The organism is Salinispora pacifica DSM 45544, assembly GCF_000378845.1.
GTDB lineage: Bacteria > Actinomycetota > Actinomycetes > Mycobacteriales > Micromonosporaceae > Micromonospora > Micromonospora pacifica.
Genome location: NZ_KB905359.1, coordinates 24,714 through 25,531, shown reverse-complemented (window position 1 = coordinate 25,531; position 818 = coordinate 24,714). Strand labels below are relative to the sequence as shown.

General features: G+C 68.5%; 1 protein-coding gene. It reads right to left on the bottom strand.

The features are described 5' to 3' along the window. On the bottom strand, positions 1-749 hold a 749-nt coding region (locus SALPAC3_RS25160; protein WP_332308185.1), incomplete at its 3' end, for a polyketide synthase dehydratase domain-containing protein. Positions 750-818 lie beyond the last annotated feature (69 nt).

The window sequence follows — 818 nt, the reverse complement described above, 5'->3', positions numbered from 1 at the left end:
AACTGACCCGGATTCTCCGCCTGCGCCGCACGCACCAACCCCCACACCGGAGCATGAACCACATCGACACCACCATCAACGGCACCATCGGTGATCACCACCAGCCGGGCGGCAGCCTGGGCCGGGTCGGCCAGCCAGGACTGGAGCATGGCGAGGACCTCCCCCGTCGCCGTACGGGCAGCGGTGCCCGGGTCGGTGGCGGCGCCGGGCCGGGTGAGCGGGGCGAGCACGACATCGGGTACGCCGAGGCCGAGCCCCTCCAGATAGCCCCACGACTCGGGGGCGGTGCCGGTGGGAATGGTGGTCCAGTCGACGCGGTAGAGGTCACCGTCGGTCGGTACGGCGGCGTCGAGCTGCACCGGACGCGACACCAGCGACCCAACAACAGCTACCGGACTTCCCTCGGGATCAGCCAGGTGCAAGGTGGCCGCCTCCGGACCGGCCGAGGTGATCTTCACCCGCAGGGCAGTGGCACCGGTGGCAAAAAGTGCGACATCCGCCCACGCAAACGGCAGGTACGGCCCGCGATCCGCCGGCACCGGCTCACCAATCCCCACCGCCTGCAACGCCGCATCCAACAACGCCGGATGCACACCGAACCGACCCGCCTCCGCAAACGCCTCCTGCGGAAGAGCAACCTCCGCGTACACCACCTCACCGACCCGCCACGCAGCCTGCACACCCTGAAACACCGGACCATACTCATAACCCTGAGCCACCAGATCGTCATACAACCCCGCCGTCGACACCGGCACCGCCCCCAACGGCGGCCACACAGTCAGGTCAAAACCTGGATCGATGACCTCAGCCGAGAGGAT